The 24,734-nt window shown below is 41.9% G+C and carries 14 protein-coding genes; 11 read left to right on the top strand and 3 right to left on the bottom strand.

Going from position 1 to position 24,734, the window contains the following annotated elements:
- Nucleotides 1–138: 138 nt before the first annotated feature.
- The 4 genes from AS141_RS23205 to AS141_RS23220 all read left to right on the top strand — a co-directional run bounded on the left by AS141_RS23205 (nt 139) and on the right by AS141_RS23220 (nt 10,051).
- On the top strand, nt 139–2,574 hold the full coding sequence (locus tag AS141_RS23205; RefSeq protein ID WP_057940104.1) for an ABC transporter permease: 2,436 nt from the start codon (nt 139–141) through the stop codon (nt 2,572–2,574).
- Between the two features lie 33 nt (nt 2,575–2,607).
- Nucleotides 2,608–5,031, top strand: a complete 2,424-nt coding sequence (locus tag AS141_RS23210; protein WP_057940105.1) for an ABC transporter permease — start codon at nt 2,608–2,610, stop codon at nt 5,029–5,031.
- A gap of 122 nt (nt 5,032–5,153) precedes the next feature.
- Complete coding sequence (locus AS141_RS23215) at nt 5,154–7,523, top strand: ABC transporter permease (RefSeq protein ID WP_057940106.1); 2,370 nt, start codon at nt 5,154–5,156, stop codon at nt 7,521–7,523.
- Nucleotides 7,524–7,684: 161 nt separating this feature from the next.
- Entirely contained in the window at nt 7,685–10,051 is a 2,367-nt protein-coding gene (locus AS141_RS23220; RefSeq protein ID WP_057940107.1) for an ABC transporter permease, read from the top strand.
- Between the two features lie 91 nt (nt 10,052–10,142).
- Here the strand turns inward: AS141_RS23220 and AS141_RS23225 are convergent, their stop codons facing one another.
- The 3 genes from AS141_RS23225 to AS141_RS23235 are packed head-to-tail and all read right to left on the bottom strand — an operon-like array spanning nt 10,143 to nt 11,247.
- Nucleotides 10,143–10,730, bottom strand: a complete 588-nt coding sequence (locus tag AS141_RS23225; protein WP_198293596.1) for an ABC transporter permease — start codon at nt 10,728–10,730, stop codon at nt 10,143–10,145.
- The gene (locus tag AS141_RS26930; protein WP_057940109.1) at nt 10,703–10,921 is read right to left on the bottom strand and encodes a permease prefix domain 2-containing transporter; all 219 of its coding nucleotides are present in this window, start codon (nt 10,919–10,921) and stop codon (nt 10,703–10,705) included. Before AS141_RS26930 ends, AS141_RS23225 begins: the two co-directional genes overlap by 28 nt.
- The gene (locus AS141_RS23235) at nt 10,921–11,247 is read right to left on the bottom strand and encodes a PadR family transcriptional regulator (RefSeq protein ID WP_057940110.1); all 327 of its coding nucleotides are present in this window, start codon (nt 11,245–11,247) and stop codon (nt 10,921–10,923) included. The genes AS141_RS26930 and AS141_RS23235 overlap by 1 nt, the downstream gene beginning before the upstream one ends.
- A 522-nt stretch (nt 11,248–11,769) precedes the next feature.
- Here AS141_RS23235 and AS141_RS23240 point away from each other — a divergent pair.
- From AS141_RS23240 to AS141_RS23270, 7 genes are all read left to right on the top strand, one after another.
- Nucleotides 11,770–14,130 carry an ABC transporter permease gene (locus tag AS141_RS23240; RefSeq protein ID WP_057940111.1) on the top strand — a complete coding sequence of 787 codons (2,361 nt, stop codon included), beginning with the start codon at nt 11,770–11,772 and terminating at the stop codon, nt 14,128–14,130.
- Between the two features lie 286 nt (nt 14,131–14,416).
- Entirely contained in the window at nt 14,417–16,786 is a 2,370-nt protein-coding gene (locus AS141_RS23245) for an ABC transporter permease (RefSeq protein ID WP_057940112.1), read from the top strand.
- 262 nt (nt 16,787–17,048) lie between these two features.
- Nucleotides 17,049–17,357 carry a hypothetical protein gene (locus AS141_RS23250; protein WP_057940113.1) on the top strand — a complete coding sequence of 103 codons (309 nt, stop codon included), beginning with the start codon at nt 17,049–17,051 and terminating at the stop codon, nt 17,355–17,357.
- A gap of 374 nt (nt 17,358–17,731) precedes the next feature.
- Nucleotides 17,732–19,033 (top strand): ATP-binding protein, encoded by a 1,302-nt coding sequence (locus AS141_RS23255; RefSeq protein ID WP_057940114.1) that lies wholly within the window; start codon nt 17,732–17,734, stop codon nt 19,031–19,033.
- Nucleotides 19,034–19,038: 5 nt separating this feature from the next.
- The gene (locus tag AS141_RS23260) at nt 19,039–19,245 is read left to right on the top strand and encodes an ABC transporter permease family protein (RefSeq protein ID WP_057940115.1); all 207 of its coding nucleotides are present in this window, start codon (nt 19,039–19,041) and stop codon (nt 19,243–19,245) included.
- Nucleotides 19,246–19,671: 426 nt separating this feature from the next.
- Nucleotides 19,672–22,023 carry an ABC transporter permease gene (locus AS141_RS23265; RefSeq protein WP_057940116.1) on the top strand — a complete coding sequence of 784 codons (2,352 nt, stop codon included), beginning with the start codon at nt 19,672–19,674 and terminating at the stop codon, nt 22,021–22,023.
- 161 nt (nt 22,024–22,184) lie between these two features.
- Entirely contained in the window at nt 22,185–24,569 is a 2,385-nt protein-coding gene (locus AS141_RS23270; protein ID WP_057940117.1) for an ABC transporter permease, read from the top strand.
- Nucleotides 24,570–24,734 lie beyond the last annotated feature (165 nt).

A 24,734-nucleotide genomic window follows, 5' to 3' on the forward strand; every position in this document is an offset into this window, starting at 1 on the left:
CCATTTTAAGTGGCATAAAAGTAGACCTTACTCATGAGGTTAGCATCCAGAATCAAGAGATAAAAGTTCGGTTCATTGCGAGCGACGAAAGAGTGAAGCAATCGTTCAAACCTTATCACTTTAGAAAATTTCAAAATCATGCTGAAAAACTACTTTAAAATTGCCTGGAGAAATCTTTTGAAAGCGAAGGGTTTTTCATTTATAAATATTGCTGGTTTGAGCATTGCTATCGCAGCATGTATTCTTATTTCGATCTACATCCTTCATGAGACGAGTTACGATAAATCTGTCCCTAATTCAGCTAACATCTATCGTGTTGTAAACATGATAAATCTGGGTTCCACCACTGAGCTCGGCGTACATTTTTCTGCAAATATGGCACGTACAGTGGAGTCTGATTTTGATGAAGTGGAAAAGGCTGGGAGGATCATGGACAGCGATCTATTCTATGGAGCAGGAACCAACGAAATACAGATCGACGATGAGCAGATGCAGCATCATGAAGAAAAATTTGCTTACGCAGATCAGGCAATCTTGGATATTTTCAGTGTGCCAATGGTATTTGGCGATGCAAAGACTGCCTTGTCAGAGCCCAAAACCATACTAATTTCCGAGTCCGTATCCCAGAAATTCTTCAAAAATCAAAATCCGATCGGACATGTAATCTATTTAAACGGAAATCGGGAAGATCCCCACCGAATCACCGGTGTCATGCAGAATTTTCCGACCAATTCTCATTTGGACTACAACTATTTTTTAACCTTGTCAGGAGTAGAATTCGGTCAAGGTGAGCAGGATCGCTGGATTCAGTCTAATTATTACACCTATCTCACAGTCCGTCCTGATACGGATGTGACAGCTTTTAGCAAGGTACTCGGATCCACTATTATTGGCAAATATCTCAAACCGGCTATGCAGGCAGCCGGAATGACTTTGGCAGAGGGGCTCGAAGAGAAGGCTGACATATACCTTCAGCCGATGACGGATATCCACTTGTATTCTGCAAACATCGGTAAGGAATCAGGGTTTAGAAACGATATTAAAATCATCTGGATTTTTGGTACTGTTGCTTTGTTTATCCTGCTTTTAGCGTCGATTAATTTCGTGAACCTTTCCACTGCCAGATCAGCCAATCGAGCTAAAGAAGTTGGCCTACGTAAAGTAGTCGGATCAGGCCGAGCAAATTTAGTTGTTCAGTTTCTTGCAGAATCCATGCTCTTGACCCTCATTGCTTTTGTGCTTGGGGTCGTTTTAGCACAGTCGGTCATGCCGCTGTTTCAAGAAATGACCGGGATAGAGCTTGCTATGCCATGGGCAAATCCTTTTTTTATACCAGTACTTTTTCTTGCTGCACTATTGGTTGGCGGTCTTGCGGGATTTTATCCATCCCTTTATCTATCGGCATTTTCTCCTATCCATGTCCTGAAAGGGAAATTGAGATTGGGAAGTAAATCCGGAGGATTCCAGAGCAGTATGGTCGTGTTCCAATTCACCGTTTCGATCATCTTGATTATAGGCACGCTGATCATTAACGAGCAGATGTCTCACATTCTCAATTCAAAGATAGGTTTTGACAAGGAACAGGTGATTCAGCTATATGGCACCAATATGCTTGGAGACAAAGATGAGATTTTCAAGGACGAACTAGCTAGGATTAATGGGATAGAATCTGTGAGTATCAGTGATTATTTACCATTGGCAAATACCAAGAGAAATGGGAATCAATTTAACAATGAAGGAAAAGAAAATATAGAGGAAGGTATCTCTGGCCAGGTCTGGCAAATAGATGAAGACTATGTTGAGACACTTGGAATTGAATTGATAGCAGGTAGAAACTTTGATCCAAGTATAGCTTCAGATCAGGAAGCCACTATTGTAAATGAACAAATGGTAAAGGAGCTGGGATTGAGTGATCCAGTTGGTAAGAAAGTATCCCGATACGGGCAGCTAAATGAAATAATCGGAGTAGTAAAGGACTTTCGCTTTGACAATATGAAAGAGCGGGTTAAGCCATTAGCGATGTTCTTGGGAAAAAGTAATACCATCATTTCCGTCAAAACCAATACAGTAGATATGCCGGGATTACTAAAATCCATTGAGGAAAAATGGACTGGTTTTGCTCCTAATTTGGCCTTTCGCTATGCCTTCATGGATGATTCCTTTGCTCAGATGTACAGCAATGTACAGCGGATTAAAATCATCATGATGAGTTTTTCATTTTTGGCGATACTGATCGCTTGTTTAGGACTGTTTGCCTTGTCTGCCTACATGGTAGAGCAGCGGAACAAAGAAATGAGCATACGGAAAGTCCTGGGAGCTTCCATCCAAGGGATCTTTAGAATGCAAACCCAAAACTTCATTTTTTTGATCCTGATTTCATTGGTTTTGGCCATTCCAATCGCTTACTACCTGATGGAGAATTGGCTAAAAGACTACGAATATAAAATTGAAATAGGTTGGCATACATTCCTTATGTCCGGGGTTTTGGCGGTCACCATTGCCTTACTCACGATAAGTTATCACGCGATTAAGTCTGCCATGATCAACCCGGTAAATAACTTAAAAGGAGAGTAAAACAATTTAATAAACACACAATCCACTGCCATTATGCTGAAAAACTACTTTAAAATTGCCTATAGGAATCTTCTCAAAAAGAAGGTCTATTCCTTTATCAATATTGTGGGATTAGGAATCGGCATGGCTTGTTGTGTGCTCATTTTTATGTTTGTGCAGGATGAGCTTTCCTATGACAAGTACCATGAAAAAGGTGATCGGATTTATCGTGTCCTCCATGGTGAATTAGCTGGAGATGGAGTAGAAGAAGGATCTTCAACTGAAGATTATTGGGTTTGGGGGAATGCGCCTATTGGACCTGCCCTGCAGTTGGATTTCCCTGAAATTGAGAAGGTAGTTCAGTTTTCAGGAAAGGCAGATATCCTGTTTACGGTGGGGGATGTGACCCAGCAGGAAGATGGAATTGTATTTATGGATTCCACTGTATTTGATGTGTTCAGCTGGGAGTTAGTCGAAGGTGATCCTAAAACTGCTTTGGTTGCTCCCTACAGTGCAGTTTTGAATGAAACTACTGCCAAAAAATACTTTGGTGATGAAAAAGCCTTAGGCAAAACGTTAAAAGGAAGCGAAGTGTCGGGAAGATCAGCTGCTGGAGATTATACTGTCACAGGTGTCCTGAAAGATTTTCCATCTAATTCACATCTTAAATTTAACACGCTACTTTCCAGGAGTACATTCAAACAGTCCAGACCTGGGGTGTTTGACCAATGGGGCTATGTGGATTCTTATACTTATTTTCTTGTAAATGAGACATTTGATAGAGCTTCGTTTGAAGCTAAAATTCCTGGGTTTTTGGATCAGAGAAATCCGAACAAAGAATATCCTTATACAATTGCCATAGAACCTCTTAGTGATGTATACTTAAAAACATCCGCTCAAAGACAGCCTGGTGATACAGGGTCCCTGGCTAATATTTATGTGTTTTCGATCATTGGCCTTTTTATTTTGGGAATTGCCATCATCAACTTTATGAACCTCTCTACTGCAAGATCCATGGAGCGGGCGAAGGAAGTAGGGATACGAAAGTCCATTGGTGCGGATAAAAACAGTCTGATTTTCCAGTTTCTGGGCGAATCTCTGATCATTGTGCTGCTTGCTGCAGTAATAGCTGTTATTCTTGTATCAATTTCATTGCCGATGATGAATGACCTTACAGGAAAAGTGCTGGAGGTTAACCGTATCCTTAACTGGCAAACCATTCCTTTCTTTTTGGGTATTATCATACTGGTTGGGCTTTTGGCAGGATCCTATCCAGCTTTGGTCTTGTCCAGTTTCCGTCCGGTAATGATTCTCAAGGGAATTAATAAATCTGATGCAAGAGGGGGAAATCTTCGCAAGGGATTGGTAGTTTTTCAATTCAGCCTTTCAATCGCACTGATCGCAGGGACGATCATCGTCTATTCTCAAGTGAGTCACTTGCTGGATAAAGACATGGGTTTTGATAAAGAACACATGGTGGTGGTAGATTATAATTATGATGAGCAGGTCAACAATGTCTCTTCTTCTTTGGAAAATGAGCTCGAGAAAAATCCCAATATTCTTTCTGTTGCATTCTCACGGAGCGTTCCGGGAAGTCATTTTCCCAATGCAGGTACAACAATTGAGGGGCTTGACGGGGAGATGGTAGAGCGAGGACAGGCCATATTTCAGGTAGGATTGGATTTTATCGATCATTATGGTCTGGAGTTGGTGGCAGGAAGATCGTATTCGAGAGATTATCCTTCGGATTCTACCTCGGCTTTGGTCATTAATGAGGCGGCAGCCAGACAGTATGGTTATTCCAATCCCGCAGATATAGTAGGGAAAAAGTTTGACCAGTGGGGAAGGGCTGGAGAAGTGATCGGGGTGGTGAAGGACTTTAATTATATCTCGTTACACAATACCGTTGAACCATTGACTTTACCTTTTGAAGCTTATGCAAGTAGGTATGTGAGTCTAAAAGTAAAGGGAGAAAACCTATCGGCAACATTGGCTCAGATTGAATCCGTTTGGAAAGAACTGGCACCACATAGACCATTTATCTATAGCTTTCTAGATGAGGATTTCAATAAGCAATATGAAGCAGATTTCAGATTCAGACAGATCTTTACCACGTTCTCGGTATTAGCGATTTTGATCGCCTGTTTGGGGCTGCTGGGCTTAGCTACTTATACGGCAGAACAGCGTACCAAAGAGATCGGAATCAGGAAAGTACTAGGAGCAAACATCGGAAGCATTGTAGGCTTGCTATCCAAAGATTTCATCAAACTTGTCTTGATCGCTATTGTCGTAGCCACTCCGCTGGCTTGGTATGCCATGAATAAATGGTTGGAAGGCTTTGCCTATCAGGTGTCTATCCATTGGTGGATATTCCTGATCGCGGGAGCACTTTCTATCGTAGTGGCACTGTTGACCATCAGCTTTCAGTCCATCAAAGCTGCAATGATGAATCCGGTGAAGAGTCTGAAGAGTGAATGATACGTTTTCGGAGATAGGACCTTATCGTCATTGGTAACAACAAAGAACCGTGACAATCTCTTAATTAACCAGTATCATTTGGGTAACCTTGTACTATTTAAACGCTTTAAACGCGCTAACCTATGTTAAAACATAATTTTCTCCTAATTTACCGCAGCTTCAAGCGTTTCAAAAGCACCTTCTTGATCAATCTTATCGGGCTGTCTACAGGATTAGCCTGCGTGTTGTTTATTTTTCTATGGGTGAACGATGAGCTGCAGGTGGACAAGTTTCATGAGAATGATCCACGGCTATTGCAGGTAATGAAGAATCTTGATGAGCCTCAGGGAATCAGTACGGGAGAACATCTCCCGGGTTTGCTTGGAAGGGCACTTGCAGAGGAGATGCCCGAAGTGGAATTAGCTGTTTCGGTATTTCCCCCTGCTGAGCACACCTTTAATGGAGTGCTATCCCTTGATGATATCTATGTGAAAGCCGAATCGAAGTATGCAGACAGGGATTTTTTCGAAGTATTCACTTATCCACTTCTATGGGGTGGCAAGAGCATGGCCCTTTCCGATCCGTCTTCGGTAGTCATTTCCGAGACCTTGGCAGCAAGCCTGTTTCAAACGCCTGAGGAAGCGGTTGGCAAGTCCGTGTCTTGGAAAGGAGAAAGGCTTGAAGGGAAGTTTATGGTATCCGGAGTTTTCGCATCTCTTCCCGCCAACGCTTCCATCCAATTTGATATCCTCTTCAACTATGACCTACTTTTAAAAAACTCACCGGGTTTATCCGAATGGGGAAACAGCGGTCCAAGTACATTTGTACTTGCAAAGGAGGACTTGGATGTTTCCAGGTTCAATGATAAAATCCTCAATTTCGTCAAGTCGAAGAACCCTGAATCACAAATTACCCTGTTTACTCGCCCTTATTCAGACAGGTATCTGTATAATACCTATGAAAATGGCGTATTGATAGGGGGCAGAATTGAATATGTAAGGCTATTTTCTATCATTGCCGCTTTTATTCTCCTGATTGCCTGCATCAATTTCATGAACCTGTCCACGGCTAAAGCGACTGGACGCATAAAAGAGATAGGTGTTAAAAAGGCGATAGGTGCAGGCAGGAAAACACTTGTGTTCCAATATTTGGGAGAATCTCTGGCGATGGTTTTTTTATCTTTTCTTGTTGCGATTACTCTAGTGGTGGTATTGCTGCCACAGTTTAACCAGATCACAGGGAAGCATCTGTACATGGAAATGAACGGATGGTCAATTTTGATAAGCCTTGCTCTATTGGTCTTAACCGGAGTAATAGCCGGCAGTTATCCGGCACTGTATCTGTCCGGTTTTAATCCCGTAGCGGTATTAAAAGGGAAGTTGCAGGTTTCCACAAGTGAAGTTAGGGTAAGAAAAGGCTTGGTGGTCTTTCAGTTTGTACTATCTACGGTATTGATAGTAGCCATGGTAATCATCTCCAATCAATTGGAGCTTGTGCAGACGAAAAATCTTGGCTTTAGCCGTGATAATGTTATCACATTTACAGCAGAGGGAAAGGTAGCTGAAGCACCGGAAACTTTCCTGTCAGAGATAAAAAAGCTGGATGGAATCATCGATGCATCCTATATGGACGGAGATCTTGTTGGCCTTCACAGCGGCACCCTTGCCGTTGACTGGGAGGGTAAAGCACCTGACAAAGTTGTTGATTTCGAGCTTTTAGGGGTTGGTTATGACCTGATAGAAACTCTTGGAATAGAACTGGCCGAAGGGCGATCTTTTGAGCGGGAATTCGGTTCGGAAGATTCAAAACTCATTTTTAACGAAACAGCCATTAAAGATATGGGGATTACGGATCCTATCGGTAAAACGGTCAGTTTATGGGGTGAGGAAAAACAGATTGTCGGTGTGGTCAAAGATTTTAATTTTGAGTCACTCTATGAAAAAGTGAAGCCTTTATTTTTCAGGCTATTGCCAAAAGCCAATAACATAGTGGTCAAAATTAAGGCAGGAGCAGAGCAGGAGACTTTGGCCCGGCTTGAGGGGTTTTATAAGGAGCACAACATGGGTATTCCTTTTGAGTATAGCTTTCTTGGCGAGGATTTTCAAAAGTTATACGTGTCGGAAATGCAGGTAGCTGCCTTATCACGCTATTTCGCCGGATTGGCCATACTCATTTCTTGTTTGGGGCTGTTTGGTCTCGCGGCTTTTACTGCCGAAAGGAAGACAAAGGAAATCGGTATACGTAAGGTAATGGGAGCCAGTGGCTGGATAATAGTCAGGCTGCTGTCCTGGGATTTTGCAAAAATGGTATTAGCGGCCATTGTGGTTGCCTTGCCTTTAAGTTTCTATATGACCAAGACCTGGCTGGACAATTTTGCATACCGGATCGAACTGGAATGGTGGATGTTTGCTGGAGCAGGCCTACTGGCCATGGGCATTGCTTTGTTAACTGTAGGTTTCCATTCTATTAAAGCTGCAATGATGAATCCGGTGAAAAGTCTGAAAAGTGAATGAGTAGCAAGTAGTTATTAGTATCAAGACGCTAGAGTCAAGATCAAAGCTTTTAGATGACCAGATATTGAAGATTAGACAACTAATTAATCCTTAACCATCTTTGTCAGTATCAAGATTCCAGACCCTAGAGTCACGAACCAAAAGACTAAACTGATCTGTCTATGTTCCGACATAACCTCCTTCTGATCTTCCGAAGTTTCAAGAGGGATAAGAGCACTTTCTTTATTAATCTAATTGGCCTCTCTACAGGGCTTGCCTGCGCCCTTTTGATTTTTTTGTGGGTCAGCGATGAATTGGGTTTTGATCAATTTCATGAAAAAGATAAACGGCTTTACCAGGTGATGGTGAACAGGCAATCCGGAAATGGGGTTCAGACAGAAAATTTTACACCGGCATTTTTAGCGGAAGCTTTGGCTGAAGAAATTCCAGAAGTTGAAATGGCTGTTACAACTGCCTCCATACAGGGCTTTGAAGACATTAAGCTTTCTATTGCTTATGAAGATGTGGTACTGAAAGAAAAGGGAAGGTTCGTAGGAAAAGATTTTTTCAATATGTTCTCCTATGAGTTGATCCAGGGAAATACAGGACAGATATTGGCCGATAAAAATTCCATTGCTCTGTCTGAAACACTTGCAGTCAAGTTGTTTAAATCTGCAGAAAATGCTATTGGAAAAGTTGTGACACTAAAGGTTAAAGAAGAGGGATATGTGGTCTCCGGTGTTTTTAAAGATATACCATCAAATTCTTCACAAAACTTTGATTTTTTAATTTCTTGGGATGCGTATAAAGGGTATCTGCAGCCACAATGGTATGAATGGGATGAGTTATTATATCGAACCTATGTTTTGTTGTCGGAAGGGTCAGATCCTGAGCTGCTAAATGAGAAAATTGCCGGGTTTATTAAATCAAAGTATAAAAACTCTCCGGACGAACTATTCATTAGGCCTTATTCCTCCGGATATCTACATGGAAAATATGAAAATGGTGTTCAGGCAGGTGGACGTATTGAATACGTAAAATTGTTTTCAATACTTGCTGTATTCATTTTGGTTATAGCATCAATTAATTTCATGAATCTCTCAACGGCCAAGGCCTTCAGCCGTGCAAAAGAAGTGGGCATCAAGAAATCGATGGGAGCAGGAAGGAAAACAATGATTCTTCAGTATTTGACCGAATCACTAGTGCTCACCCTCTTTGCGCTAGTTTTGTCCATAGCCGTAGTACAACTTCTTCTACCTCAGTTTAATCTATTGACTGGAAAAAACCTTTCCTTGGTCTTTGACTTAAAGATGTTCATTGCTATTTCTGTAGTTGTTGCTTTTACAGGACTGTTGGCCGGAAGTTATCCGGCTTTTTATCTTTCCGGATTTAATCCAGCACTTGTTCTTAAAGGGAAATTAAAAACCGAAAAGAGTGAGGTTTCTGTTCGTAAGGGATTGGTAGTGTTTCAATTTGCCTTGTCTGTACTATTTATAGTGTCGGTAGTGGTAGTGTACAAGCAAATCGATTTAATCCAGACAAAAAATTTAGGATATAATAAAGACAATGTAATTTACTTTGATTCTGAAGGATTTAAAGGGGGGCAGGATTTAGCGTTTATATCAGAGTTGCGTAATATTCCCGGTGTATCCCATGCTTCAGGTACATCTGAGATTATAGTTGATCCGGGCGCTATCATGACTGGAGTTAGCTGGCCCGGCAAAAATCCGGAGGAGGAATTTGTATTTCACGGCGCCGGTGTCATGGAAGGAATGATAGAGCTGCTTGGGATTGAAATAAAAGAAGGCCGCTCATTTTCCTATGATTTTCAATCAGAAAATGATCAGTTGATTATTAATGAAACCGCTTTGGAACTTATGGGACTGAACAATCCCATAGGTCAGGTTATAGATTTTTATGGCAATGCCGAAATAGTAGGGATCGCCAAAAATTTCCACTTCCAATCTTTTTATGAGGAAGTTAAACCCTATGTTTTTTTATTGGAACGTGGAGCTATGCAATTTATGGTGAAACTTGAGGCCGGAAATGAACAGGAAAGCCTGTCAAAGATTGAAGGACTTTACAGAAAATTTAATCCTGAGTATAACTTTAATTATAAATACCTTGATCAGGATTATCAAGCCCTATACGCTTCAGAACATCGTGTTGCGGCACTTTCCAGATACTTTGCAGGCATTGCTATCATAATTTCCTGTATGGGATTGTTTGGACTGGCAACTTTTACCGCCGAAAGAAGGATCAAAGAGATAGGTATTCGCAAGGTTTTGGGCTCCAGTGAGTGGAAAATTTTGACCCTTTTGACCCGGGACTTTGCGAAAATGGTTTTAATATCGGTTGTTGTCGCAATACCTATAAGCTACTATGTGACCAAAAGCTGGTTGGATGGATTTGCATTTAAAATAGAGCTTGAATGGTGGTTTTTTATCGGGGCAGGGGCATTGACTATGTTGATTGCTCTACTTACAGTTAGTTTTCAGTCGATCAAAGCTGCATTGATGAATCCCGTGAAGAGCCTGAAGAGTGAATAAGAAGTCAGAAATATAAAGTTTGAAGTACGAATTTTAAAGATGAAAAGTAACGTATTTGTTAATAAGATTGGGTCTTGAAGAACTGTTAAACTTATTCTGACCGAAGGCTAGTTATTGGGTTTGCCAGAGCCGTCTTTATTGCCTGTCCACTGACAGTCAACAAAGCAATTATGACCGCACCGACAGCAGCGGCAATAAATATCCACCAGTGGATAGTAATCCGGTATTCAAAGCCTTCAAGCCAATTATTCATAACATAGTAGGCAATAGGCAATGAGAAAAGGATCGAAACAAATACAAGCTTCATGAAATCCTTTGACAGCAAAGTAGTTATCTGAGTTACACTTGCTCCCAAAACTTTCCTGATGCCGACTTCTTTGGAACGTTGCTCAGAGGAAAAAATCACTAACCCCAATAATCCCAGACAGGAGATGAAAATTGCAAGAAAGGCAAAATAGCCTGAGATCTTTTTGACTACTTGTTCGCTTTTATACAAAGAGGCGTATTCATCATCTGCGAACTGGTAAGTGTAGGGAAAGTCGGGATTTAAGCTTTTGTGAAGTACTTCCAGCGATTCGATTATTTCTGTGGTCTTTTCAGGATCGATCCGGATGAGGGCTACACCCCATAAGTATCCGTCATCCAGCCTGATTACCAACGGTTCAATGGGGACATGCAATTTGTAAAGGTTTTGATGAATTCCGGTCGGAAGTAGTTGAGCACTCTCCAAGAAAATTTCCACTTGGCCTTACGGGCAGAGTCCTCCACTTCTTTTCTGAATACCTCGAAGAGATCACCCTCGATCTCTTCGAGATAATCCTGCCGGCAAAACCAGCGGAGGAATTGAAGTGCTTTTTTTGGAGGTTGCATCAGCCAAAGGAGATTTTTGGAATCCTGTTGTAGATAGTGTTTCTTAAAGCAAACTGCTCATCGAGAACCCTTTTGCCAAGTGCAGTAATAACATAATATTTTTTGCGTCTGCCACCACGTGCTTCGGTAATGCCTCCGAATCTTGATTTTACATAATCTTTTTCCTCCATCCGTTTCAGTACTACATGTACCGCGCTGATGTTCAATGATTTGTCCAGCTCTTTTTCAAGACCTTCAAGAATCGATACACCATAGGCCTCATCGTGAAGTGCCGCCACCATCAGTAGTACCAGTTCTTCAAATTCTCCCAAAGAATGTTGTGCCATTTTACATTTATTTACTTAACAAAAGTGAAAGTAATGTATTTGATTCATATTTGTTAAGTAAATACTGATTTTTTTGTCAAAGAATCCCAATTATATGTTGCCATCGAGGACTCTGACTCCGGCGGAGAGATAACTCTTTGATGGACAGCTCAAATCGGCAATACAATTGATTTGCCCGACTGCGGACATTATTGTCCGTACTTTTTCGATCTGACATCTATTCTTACCCCTTGATCGCGGAATTTGGCCTATTTCGCATGGCATGAATGTGGAAGAGTGGACTAATGGTGTCTAGAGTAGGTAAGTGCTTCATGTACTAAGAACAACGAAGAAAGTATCAAGAGGTGAAATTTAAAGCAAGAGTTAGGAAGGGGAAAACGAAGATAGAATCATCGGTCCTCTATCCGGGATACCCCAACAAACTGAAATCTTGATCACCGGCAACTATTCAACTCTCAATCTTCCTTCGCCTGAGCACCTGCGGTGTATCGGACAATTTCTTCTGATCTTTTTATCAAAACCATGCTGAAAAACTATTTTAAAATTGCCTTTCGCAACTTGATGAGAAACAAGATTTTCTCCATGACAAATCTTGTTGGGTTGTCGCTCGGTTGTACCTGCACCATTTTTATACTCCTGTGGGTGTACGATGAACTTACCTACGATAAGTTTCATGAAAACTACAGAGATATCTATCAGGTGATGGCACATCGTGATTACAATAACCAGATTTTCACAGATAAAAACATGGTTTTTCCACTTGCTGCAACTTTAGAGCAAGAACTGCCAGAAGTAGAGAAGGCGGTCATGACTTCCTATGCAGAATCTCATGTTTTAGGTTTTGGGGATACAAAACAGCGGAAAGACGGGATGACAGTAAGTGAAAATTTCTTCGATATGTTTTCCTGGCAATTTCTTCAGGGTAATGCCCAAACAGCCCTACCGGATCCCAGTTCCATTATTTTGACAGAGTCTGCGGCAAAGGCATTTTTTGGAGATGAGAATCCTCTACATAAGACGCTGAAGATCGATAATGACAAGGAGGTAACTGTCACCGCCATCCTCAAGGATCTGCCGGGAAATTCCAGCTTTCAGTTTGATTACATCCATCTATTCAATTATTCGGATGAGAGTTTGCTGCAGGCGATGACCAACTGGGGGAATTCATCCTGGAATGTCTTTCTTCAAGTAACTCCAGGCACCAATCCGCAGGAACTTTCACAAAGAATTACGGACATAAAAATCGAAAACAATCCGCCAGATAAAGAAATCAGTGAATATTTCGCTTTTCCGATGAGCAAATGGAGGCTTTATGGGGAGTTTAAAGATGGGGTAAACACTGGTGGTATGATTGTTTATGCCCGGCTTTTTTCAATTGTCGCAGTAATTATCCTTTTGATTGCCTGTGTCAATTTTATGAACCTATCCACAGCCCGCTCTGAACGAAGGGCAAAAGAAGTTGGTATACGGAAAACGTTGGGCTCAGGCAAGAGGCAACTCATGCTCCAGTTCTTTTTTGAGTCTATGATACTGACTTTACTTGCTTTTCTTGTGTCAGTGCTTACTGTTTACCTGTTGATGCCTTGGTTCAACCAGCTTTCAGGCAAGACACTTTCTTTAGACCTTAGCTCTCCAGTATTTTGGATTATCTCGTTGGCTGTTGTGACATGTACAGGTGTGATTGCCGGCAGTTATCCCGCGATTTACCTTTCTTCTTTTAATCCGATTAAGATCCTCAAAGGCACTTTTCTGGCAGGTGGTAAGGCTGTATTGCCAAGGAATATTCTGGTAGTCGGACAGTTTGTTATTTCCATTTTGCTGATTTCCTGCACACTCATTGTCTACCAGCAGATTCAGCATATCAAAAACAGGGATATCGGGTACAACCCTGATAACCTCATCATGATATCATCCTCTGAAGATATACAGAAAAACTTTTCGGTAATCAAAGATGAGCTTCTCAAAACAGGAATGGTCCAGGCAGCCACCCGCACATTTTCACCTATTACGAGTATCTGGTGGAGGTCTCCATCCCCTGACTGGGAGGGAAAACCTACGGACATGAACCTGCTTATGGCGGGTATGTATTCAGATGTTGATTTCTCAGAGACTATGGGAGTCAAAATGCTCCAAGGGACAGATTTTGCGGGAATGCCTAGCGACTCATCGGCTTTGATTCTTAATTTGGCGGCGGTAGAAGCCATGGGCTTAGAGGAACCTGTGGGCATGCAAATGAGATATGGTAACTCTTCTTACACTGTCGTTGGCGTGACAGACAACATCGTGATGGATTCGCCTTTTAACCCAGTAGATCCCATGATGGTCTTCTTTGATCCTACAAGTACTTATTCGATCAGTATAAGGCTTAGGGAAGGTACTTCTGTTCAGGCTGGATTGCAGTCTGTGGAAGAAATATTTCGAAAATATAACCCTGCAGTCCCATTCGAATACCAATTTGTGGATCAGGAATTTGAACGAAAGTTTTTGTCTGAAGACCTAGTGAGCAAAATCATCACAATTTTCTCAGGCATAGCAATATTTATCTGCTGCATTGGATTGGCAGGACTTGCTTCATTTACGATTGAAAAAAGGACTAGAGAAATCGGTGTACGTAAGGTTTTGGGGGCTACAGTTTCCCAGGTTCTTCTACTTGTTTCTAAAGACTTTCTGAAGCTTGTGCTGATTGCCTTTATCATTGCGGTACCATTCGCTTACTGGCAAATGGATAACTGGCTGAAAAGCTACACTTATCATATTACCATCAGCATCTGGGTGTTTGCACTAGTGGGATTTGCCGTGTTGTTTCTTTCTCTGGTAGTTGTAAGTCTGAATACATTGCGTGCAGCTATGACAAATCCGGTGAATAGTCTGAAGAGTGAATGAGGGTATGGGGTGAAGTACCAAGAAGCTAAATCCGGGATAAGAGAATTGAGACTATCACCTTAGAATACACGATAGCCTGATAAACCATCACTTTCCAGCCTATGACTTCCTACATACCTTCGCGTGGACTTGTTCGACCGTACACGGACAAACCTGTCCGCAGATGTTTCCAAATAATGGATGAATAGCTGTTTTTGAGGGAATTGAGCCTTATAATACTGGCATAAAAGTGGAAATGCGACACTAAAACGTTTTCATTTCAGACTGCACATTTTCCCCAGAAATTATGCTAAAACATCAACTTATTCTTATCTATAGAAATCTCCGAAAGGACAAAAGTACTTTTCTGATCAATCTCATCGGGCTTTCCACAGGCCTTGCAAGTGTCCTGCTGATCTTTCTTTGGGTCAATGATGAACTTCAGATTGACAAAGGGTATGCTACAGATTCACAACTCTATCAAGTGTTGGAAAATGTGGATCAGGCTGGTGGAATGATCACCAGGGAAACCACCGCTGGACCTACTGCACAAGGATTGAAAGATGACTTTCCTGAAGTGGAATATGCAGTGACCACATTTTCCAATAATATCAACAGTAGTATCCTGTCAGTAGAGGATCACGATATAGCCGCCCGAAAGCTATATGCCAGTGCTGATTTTTTTAAACTTTTCCCCTACAAAATCACTCAAGGCAATAAGGAAGAAATTAAGTCAGCCCCCAACACGATTGTTATTTCTGAGAGTTTAGCTGTCAAACTTTTTGGTTCTTCTGAGAATGCAGTGGGCAAAGTGGTAGAGTGGGACCATGAAAAGGATCTGACTGTTGCTGGAGTATTTGAAGACCTACCGTCCAGAACATCCATGAAGTTTGATTTTGTGATGTCATTTGAGGATTTCTGGACTGAAAACGAATGGGTGCAAAGTTGGGGAAATACTGCACCAACCACTTTTGTCCTGTTAAGGGAAGGAACTAATGTGGATGAATTTAATGCCAAAATCAAGGATTATGTAAAAACCAAGACTGAGGGAGACGTCACGCATAGATCCCAATTTGTGGCTAAATACTCAGACAGGTACTTACATGGTACCTACGAAAATGGAATACAAACAGGCGGCAGAATATCCTATGTGAAGCTATTCTCCGTTATTGCCATTTTCATTTTGGTGATTGCATGCATCAACTTCATGAACCTTTCCACTGCCAAAGCATCCAAACGAATCAAAGAGGTGGGAATAAAAAAGGCTGTAGGTGCAAGACGGGGAGAATTGATAGCTCAGTATCTAGGAGAGTCCACTATGATGGCGTTTCTGTCGCTTTTGTTGGGATTGTTATTGGTTATTTTGCTTTTGCCCCAATTCAATATCATTACCGAGAAGCAACTTTCTCTTGATTTCAGCCCTATGCTGATAATGGCAATCCTTGCCATAGTATTGGTCACTGGTCTGATCGCGGGAAGTTACCCGGCACTGCATCTTTCTGGTTTTAGCCCTTCTACGGTTTTGAAGGGGAAAATCAGCAGTGCTGCAGGAGAGCTGTGGATCAGAAAGGGATTGGTCGTATTTCAGTTTGCGCTTTCAGTGATTCTAATCGTCTCAGTCTGGGTGGTGTACTTGCAGATAGAATATATACAAACTGAGAATCTGGGTTATGAAAAAGATAATGTTCTACTGATTAATAAAATAGGGGAGCTAGGGGATACCGATAAAATGGAAGCCTTTATTTCTGAGCTGAAGGCTGTCCCGGGAGTAGTGGGTGCTACCAGTTCCGGCCATGATATGACAGGGCATAATGGAGGTACTTACGGAATCCAGTGGCCGGGCAAAGACCCGAATGACAAGACGGAGTTCGAGCGTATGGCGGTCAATTACGGTATGATTGAGATGATGGGGATTCAGATGAAAGAGGGAAGGATTTTTTCCGATGAGTTTGGAACAGAGTCAGAAAAAATCATTTTCAATCAAGCTGCTATTGAATTTATGGGAATTGAAGACCCGATAGGGAAGGTTATCAATTTATGGGGGGAAGATAAGGAGATTATTGGCGTGACTGAAGATTTCCATTTTGACTCGTTTCATGAGGTGGTCAAACCACTGTTTTTCTACTACAATCCCGGGGCAACCAATTTGGTGGCAGCGAAAATCAATGCAGGTGATGAAATAGAAACTATCAAAAATATCGAAGCGCTACATAGCAAATTCAATCCCGGATTTTTGATGGGCTATCGCTTTTTGGATGAGGATTATCAGGCACTTTATGTAGCGGAGCAACGTGTAGCTACTTTGTCAAAATATTTTGCAGCGATAGCCATATTGATCTCCTGTTTGGGACTGTTTGGCCTGGCTACATTCACAGTAGAAAGGCGGGCCAAAGAAATTGGGATCAGAAAAGTACTGGGGGCAAGTGAACTAAAAATAGTCAGCATATTATCGGGGGATTTCACCAAAATGGTTATGGTGGCAATTTTGATTGCCTTGCCACTGAGCTTCTTTATAGCTCAGGAATGGCTGTCAAGTTTTGCTTTTAAAATAGGCCTGAAATGGTGGTTCTTTATTGGAGCAGGAGCATTGACTATGCTGATTGCCTTACTAACGGTTAGTTTCCACTCCATCAAGGCTGCGCTTATGAATCCGGTGAAGAGCCTGAAGAGTGAGTGATGTTAGTAGCGAGTAGCTAGTATCAAGTAAGCAAGTAGTTAGAATCAAGGGCCAAGGGTCAAGAATCAAGTGCTACGAACCAAAAACCAAAGATTTCGGAGTCCGAAGATAGTTGTAGAAAGCCCACGGTCAACAGTCTACAGCCTTCAGTGGAATAATTATAGGGTTGAAAGCCCGAATTATCAAAGCCCAGACCACCGGGCTGGGTGATTATAGGCAAGAAGCATGCTTCAAACTCTGAAAGAGCGGGATATTAACAATCATGGAATTCCTGACCATAAAGTTGGAAGAAGACCAGACGAGACCGGTACCGGATGTGCACCCTAATGCCAGGCAATGGCAGATATTGGAAACCTTTTTATGCTCGCCCATAGAACAAGTATTTGATTTTCGCAGAAATCAGCATGAAAGGAATGAACTGGAAATGGCCATTATGAATGTGGTCATAGATCTCCACACCGAGACCATAAAAAAGGCTCTCCCCATAAGCTACGCATCATCAAAACACAAGCGGCTTGTGATAAGCAAATGGGTGAATGGCAGGAAGATGTGGTTTTGCTGGAAAAAGTAAAGAGAGAAACAGCCTAAACCGCTGGACTAAAGTCCATGGGTTTGCACCCATGGTTAAGCTTATTCAAGCCCTTCAGGCTTGGGACATGTGATTGAAGCATGGAAAAGCACGAGTCAATACACCGTTTTTTATGATTGCTTGGGTTGCACAAAGTTCCCCGCCCTGCTGCTTCATATTCTGCTGCGCAGTTGCGTGAAACCAAAAATCCCCAATTTTACTGACCGCCGATCTGCCTTAACAGAACAAAGTTTCATGTTATTTCCTTTGAAAAAGTGTTAATATTTGCATTAAATCATTTGAAAAAGTGTTAATATTTGCATTAAATACTTTGATAAAATGTATATTTCCATTCTGGACAATGTAAATATATCCTTATGAAGAGAACCGCAACATCAGAATTGATCAAATGGAAAAACAATATCAACCGTAAGCCTCTCCTTGTCCGGGGAGCAAGGCAGGTGGGGAAAACATGGTTGATCAAAACCTTTGGCAAAGAGGAATACAGACAGGTCGCCTATGTGAATCTTGAAAGCAACAAATCATTACAAGCTGTTTTTTCGGAGGATTTTGATGTCAGGCGTATAATAACTGCTTTAAAGATAGAAACAGGTGTCAACATTGAGCCTTCCGACACTTTAATTATATTGGACGAAATTCAGGAAGCTGAGGGAGCATTGACATCCCTGAAATATTTTCAGGAAAATGCACCCGAGTACCATGTTATTTCCGCGGGGTCATTGCTCGGAGTAGCTTTGGGTAAGCAAACTTCATTCCCCGTCGGGAAGGTTGATTTTTTGGATCTCTATCCCTTAAGTTTTTCAGAGTTCTTGATGGCTCTGGGAGAGAATGATTTACTCGATCTTTTGGAAAGCAGGGATTGGGTTTTGATCAAAACCTTCAGAACCAAATTTATTCAGCTGCTAAAACAATATTATTATATCGGTGGCATGCCTGAAGTAGTTTGGAGGTTTTCGGAAAATGCTGATTTCAATGAAGTGAGACAAATACAAAGGCGGATTTTGGAAGCTTATGAGCAGGATTTTTCCAAACATGCACCTCATGAAATTGTGCCCAGGATCAGAATGCTCTGGAACTCCATTCCCTCACAATTGGCCAAAGAAAACAAAAAATTCATCTATGGAATAATCAAACAGGGGGCCAGAGCAAAAGACTATGAATTGGCAATGTCCTGGCTGATTGATTGTGGTTTGGTGTATAAAATCAAAAGAGTAGCCAAACCGGCCATTCCTCTTAAAGCCTATGAGGATTTGAGTGCCTTTAAATTATTTGTGGTAGATGTAGGTCTTTTGTGTGCCATGGTGGAAATGGATGTGAGGACATTGCTGGAAGGAAATAACTTGTTTGAAGAGTTTAAAGGGGCATTGACAGAACAATTTGTGCTACAACAATTGATACTAATGAAAGAAATGTCTGTCTATTACTGGTCTGCCGAAAAGGCAACTGCTGAAATAGACTTTTTGGTGCAGTTTTCCGGTCAGATTATCCCCATAGAAGTAAAGGCCGAAGAAAACCTGAAAGCTAAAAGCTTAAAACTGTTTTGCCAGAAATATAAACCGATCATGGCTATCAGAACCTCGATGTCCGATTTTAGAGAAGAGGATTGGATGCTCAATTTACCTTTATATGCCATTGGTAAATTTCCAATTGAGGAATAGGCTTTTTGAATTCAGGACTAGTGATTGTCTTGCCATTAAGTTACTATCTGATCAAAAACTGGCCGGATAATTTCGCCTTCAAGATCGACCTTGAATGGTGGTATTTTACCGGGGTGGGTCTGTTGACGATGTTGATTGCCTTGCTGACGGTGAGTTTCCAGCCGGTGAAGTCGGCGTTGATGAATCTGGGGAAGAGTTTGAAAATTGAGTGATGTTAGTAGCGAGTATCGAGAGTCAAGAGGCAAGAACCTAGATATTTATGTGAAAAGCAAGATGTTAGATGAGAAGTTGGAGAGCTAAGGAAGAGGATTGACGAATGGGAAAAGACTCCGTCTTTCATGACTTTGGCAGACTGGCTGCTCAGTCTGATACATATTTTTTTGCGGACGGGAATAGAAGCAAAACCGTGAGCTGAAGAGGAAATCCCTGGGGATATGGTATTTGGTAGAAAGAGCACTGGATTCTTCAATTATCATGAAAGAAAAGGTGTCTTTAGTTTTCCATCTCTTCGCCCGCCCCCGAACGGTTTTGTTCGAAAAGCTCCTCAATAAATCCGATAAGCCACCTGTAATAGCTGGAAATGCAGCTTTGCACTGGCACAAAACTCGCAAATACAAAAGAAATCAATTCCTAAAGTCATGCTCCGACACAACCTCCTGTTGATTTTCCGAAGCCTGAAAAGGTATAAAAGTACGTTCTTTATTAACTTGATCGGTTTATCCACAGGACTTGCCTGTGCTTTACTGATTTTTCTTTGGGTAAGTGATGAGCTGGCTATCGATAAGTTTCATGAAAATAATAGCCGTCTGTACCAGTTGATGGAACATCGAATATTGGAAGGCGAAATCGGGCTATCTACGTGGACTTCAGCGCTGACTGCACCAACCCTTGAAGAGGAGCTGCCGGAAGTGGAATATGCCGTCGCTTGCTTTAATCTTAAGGATTATACACTTTCCGTAGATAGCAAGGATATTCAGGCTGCAGGCCAATATGTGGGGGAGGCTTTTTTTAAAGTTTTTTCTTTCCCTCTTATCCAAGGAAATGAGGAGGAGGTACTTAACGATAGAAGTTCAATAGTGATATCCGAAACCCTGGCCAAGAAGCTGTTTAATACTACTGACGTGGTGGGTAAAATGATAGAATGGCAGCACGAGGAGCACTACCAGGTGACAGGTGTTTTTGAAGACGTACCCCAAAATTCCTCGATGCAGTTTGATTTTGTGCTACCTTTTAGAATATATATGGAAGATGCCGGATGGGCTTCCCGCTGGCGGACCTCCTGGCCGCTTACCTATGCGTTATTAAAGCCCGGAACCAATGTGGATCAATTGAATGAGAAGATTGCTGATCTTATTGAAAGGAAAACCAACGGTGAAGTCACCCACCGTATCTTATTTGCAGCTCCTTACGCCCAGACTTACCTCTATGGCAACTATGAAAATGGTAAACAGGCTGGAGGAAGAATCGATTATGTGAGATTATTTTCCGTGGTTGCTGTTTTTATACTCTTGATTGCCGCGATCAACTTCATGAATTTGTCAACGGCAAAGGCTTCCAGAAGGTTGAAAGAGGTGGGGATTAAAAAAGCGGTAGGTGCCGGGCGTTCTACCTTGGTTCTTCAATACCTTGGAGAATCTACACTGATGGCAACGATTTCGCTGGTCGTAGCCATAGGATTAGTGGTATTGCTTCTGCCCCAATTCAATCAAATTACCGGCAAACAGCTTTACCTGCCCCTGGATTCATTTCTTATCCTGTCCTTTCTCTCGATTACTTTGGTCACCGGACTAATAGCGGGAAGCTACCCGGCGTTGTATATATCCGCTTTCAATCCTGCCAGGGTACTGAAAGGATATGTGGACAAATCAGTAGGGGAACTGTGGGTCAGAAAAGGCTTGGTCATAGTGCAGTTTGCCTTATCTATCATCCTTATCGTAGCGGTATGTGTGGTTTATAAGCAAATAGAGTTTGTCCAGAACAAACACCTGGGATACGACAAAGAGAACATCCTCTATTTTAACAGAATGGGATCGGCAGAGAACTTGGAAACATTTCTTTCAGAGATCAGAGAATTACAAGGAGTGGTCAGTGCATCCAGCATCGGCCATGAGATGACCGGGCACATAGCTTCTACTCAGGGTGTTCAGTGGCCTGCCAAAGCTCCCAATGATATAACGGAGTTTGAGATGATGCCCGTTAATTACGAAATGCTGGAACTACTGGGAATAGAGATGGCAGCTGGGCGGGCATTTTCAAGAGAATTCAAAACCGATTCTGCAAAGGTTCTCTTTAACGAGGCGGCAATTGAGCACATGGGAGTCACTGATCCGATAGGTAAAGGGGTGAAGTTATTTGAAGAAGAGCGGGAGATTATTGGTATTGTAAAGAATTTTAATTTCGAATCACTGCATTCAAAAGTTAAACCGGTAGTGTTGTGGTTAGCTCCCCGGAGAACCTCTACCATTGCAGTCAAAGTGCAGGCCGGTAAAGAGCAGGAAACAATCGCCCGGCTTAAATCGCTTTTTCTGACATTCTATCCTGGGTTTCCCTTTGATTTCCAATTTCTGGATGCAGAATACCAAGCTCAATACATAGCCGAACAACGGGTGTCTGTACTTTCCCGGTATTTTGCAGGAATAGCTATTCTGATTTCTTGTTTGGGTTTATTTGGCCTTGCCGCATTCACAGCCGAAAGAAGGGTCAAAGAAATCGGTATCCGTAAAGTTTTGGGCTCCAGTGAATGGAAAATCATACAGTTGCTGTCTGGTGATTTTGCCAAAATGGTATTGGTGGCCATTGTCATAGCACTGCCTTTGAGCTATTACCTCACCAAAAATTGGCTGGACGGATTTGCCTACAAAATTGACCTGGAATGGTGGTTCTTTATCGGGGCAGGAGCTTTGACTATGTTGATTGCCTTGCTTACGGTTAGTTTCCAGTCCATCAAAGCAGCGTTGATGAATCCGGTGAAGAGCCTGAAAAGTGAATGAGGAGAGTAGCTAGTATAAAGTATTTGGTAGCAAGCGGCTAGAACCAAAAATTATGAACTAATAGATAAGAGTCCAGAATCTTGAGAAAACCTTACCACATTACAATCTTTCAACTTTCTAATCCACCTCGGTGGACAAGTATTTAAAATCTTTCAATTAAAATGCTCAGAACTTACCTGAAAATTGCCTGGAGAGGGCTTCTAAACAAAAAAAGCTATGCATTGATTAATATTGGTGGATTGGCTGTTGGGCTTGCAACTGCTATATTAATTGGGCTGTGGATCTACGATGAGGTCTCTTTTAACCGCTCTCATAAACATTACAAGACCATCGCCCAGGTGATGTTGAATCAAACATTTGACGGGGAAGTTTCGACTGGTACCGGCCAAGCTTTGCAATTAGGTCCGGAACTCAACGGCAAATATGGTAACAATTTCAACTATGTGGTCATGTCCTCAGGTACAAGAGGTTCTGTATTATCAACCGGAACAAATCCCGCTACCAAAACAGGGAGGTTTATGGGTGATGAAGCACCGGAGCTGCTTTCCCTGGATATGCTCTCAGGTTCTCGGAATGGTTTAAAAGACATCAATTCGATCTTACTTTCTGAATCGACTGCAAAGATTCTGTTTGGTGAAAAAAGTCCAGAAGGGGAAATTGTGAGGATAAATAATAAAGCTGATCTGGAGGTTACGGGTATCTACAAAGACATACCGGAAAACTCTTCTTTTGCAGATCTGGATTTTATTGCGCCTTGGAATTTCATGGTGAAAGATGAAGAATTGGCAGATAGGGTAGGCTGGGGAAACAACTGGTTTTTGGCCTATGTGCAGCTGGCAGATCATGCGGATATGGGCAGTGTTTCAAAAGCCATAGCAGCTATAAAACGTGAGAATATAGTTCAGGAAGATGCGGATCGGATAAAGCCTGAACTTTTCTTGCATCCGATGTCTGATTGGCACCTTTATTCCAAATTTGAAAACGGAATAAGTGTCGGAGGAAGAATTGAATTTGTATGGTTGTTTGGTACGATTGGCGTATTTGTATTGTTTTTGGCCTGCATCAATTTTATGAATCTGAGTACCGCACGATCTGAGAAAAGGGCTAAAGAAGTAGGTATTCGCAAGGTGGTAGGTTCTTTTCGAAGTCAGCTGATAAGCCAGTTTTTCAGCGAGTCATTAGTCGTGACCTTTTTGGCATTATTCTGCTCAGTCTTCTTGGTCTACCTTTCGTTGCCTTGGTTTAATGAAGTCTCGGGCAAAAGTATCTTGCTACCATGGAACAATTGGTTGTTTTGGGTGGTGATCGTTGGCTTTACTGTACTTACCGGACTTATTGCGGGTAGCCTACCCGCTTTTTACTTTTCCTCATTCAAGCCGATCTCAGTTCTGAAGGGGACTTTCAAGGTAGGTAAATTTGCTGCACTTCCGCGAAAGGCTCTGGTGATAATCCAGTTTACAGTCTCGATCACGCTCATTATCGGGACGATCATCGTTTACCAGCAAATTCAGTTTGCCAAGAATAGACCTGTGGGCTATGGAAAAGAAGGTCTGGTCAGCATACCTATTAAAACTGCCGCGGTCAAAGATCAATTTGAGGCCATCAGAAATGATCTGATAGCAACCGGGATGGTAAATGAAGCGGCATTGTCGCAAAGTTCAATTACCAACACATGGACTACCAATAGCGGTTTTGATTGGAGAGGAAAGGATCCAGGAATGCAGGATGTGGTGATAACAGCTGCTATAAGTCATGAGTTTGGAAAAGTTGTGGATTGGCAAATTGTAGAGGGGAGGGACTTTTCTAGAGACTTTGCATCTGATTCATCTGGTTTTATTCTAAATCAGGCAGCAGTCGAGTACATGGGTTTTGAAGACCCGATCGGTGAAACCATCAAGGCTTTTGACCGGAGTTATACTGTAATTGGTGTAGTAGAAAATATGGTGACCCAGTCGCTATATGAGCCTGTAAAACAAGCGGCTTTTTACATCGATTCTTTCAATAGAACAAGGCTTATCAATGTAAAAATCAATCCAGATGTCAGCGTTACCGAAGCTTTGGCAGAAATAGGAGAAGTGTTCAAAAAACATGATCCATCAGTACCGTTTGAATATAGTCTAGCAGATGATGAGTTTGCCGCTAAATATTTATTTGAGGAAAGAATCGGGAAACTTACAGGCTTCTTTGCTGTCCTGGCTTTGTTGATCAGTTGCCTGGGACTTTTCGGGTTAGCCTCATTTATTGCCGAGAAGCGAACCAAGGAACTGGGGATCCGCAAAGTATTGGGAGCTTCAATAAGTAGTCTTTGGAGAATGCTTTCCTATGAGTTTGTCTTACTTGTGGTTATTTCATGTCTGATTGCTATTCCTGTATCCTACAGCTATTTGCGTGGTTGGCTTGACCAGTTTGAATATAGAGTTCCATTGTATTGGTGGGTATTTGGAGTCGCAGGATTAGGAGCCATGGTGATTACATTATTAACCGTCAGTTTCCAGTCCATCAAAGCTGCCCTGATGAATCCAGTGGAGAGTCTGAAGAGTGAGTGATGTTAGTAGCTAGTAACAAGAGTCAAATATTACGAACCAAGAACCAAAGATTACAGAGTCCGGAGATAGTTATAGAAAGTACACGGTCAACAGTCCACAGGTGCTGTTCATATGACACGAAAGATGGCGTAGGAATCAAGATTCAAGATTTGTAAAGACATTTAA

Origin of the sequence: Algoriphagus resistens (genome assembly GCF_001442615.1) — a bacterium.
Taxonomy (GTDB): domain Bacteria; phylum Bacteroidota; class Bacteroidia; order Cytophagales; family Cyclobacteriaceae; genus Algoriphagus; species Algoriphagus resistens.